The 357-nt window shown below is 48.7% G+C and carries 1 pseudogene; it reads right to left on the bottom strand.

What is annotated here, in order from left to right:
• Nucleotides 1–288: pseudogene (locus tag G8O24_RS47280) on the bottom strand (IS66 family transposase); the annotation flags it as partial.
• Between the last annotated feature and the right edge of the window lie 69 nt (nt 289–357).

Genomic DNA, 357 nt, shown 5'->3' with positions numbered 1-357 from the left:
GTCCATGTGCTTTATGCAATACTGGACGGCTGTCCCTAGCTTGCCGGAAGGCAACACGGAGATTGATTTCTTGGAGCACCAGTCGGAAAACTTCTCTAGCAGAGGTTTTAATTCGGACTGACGCTTCTCGTATCTTTCTTCAGCGGAAAGGTCTTCCCAGGCGCGCTCCAGGCGAAACATTTGATTACAGTAGTGGATCCCTTGATTAGCCACCGAAGTTACGTCGGATTCTCTGGCCTTGTCTTTAGGCAAGGAATCACAGAACTTCCGCCTTGCATGAGCCATACAGAACAAAAAAAGACGGCATCACAAGGACACGACATGTCATCGAGCTACAAGTAGCACACAGGACAACTA

The organism is Bradyrhizobium campsiandrae (assembly GCF_014529705.1).
GTDB classification, from domain to species: Bacteria; Pseudomonadota; Alphaproteobacteria; order Rhizobiales; family Xanthobacteraceae; genus Bradyrhizobium; species Bradyrhizobium campsiandrae.
This window is presented reverse-complemented; position numbering and strand designations above follow the sequence as displayed.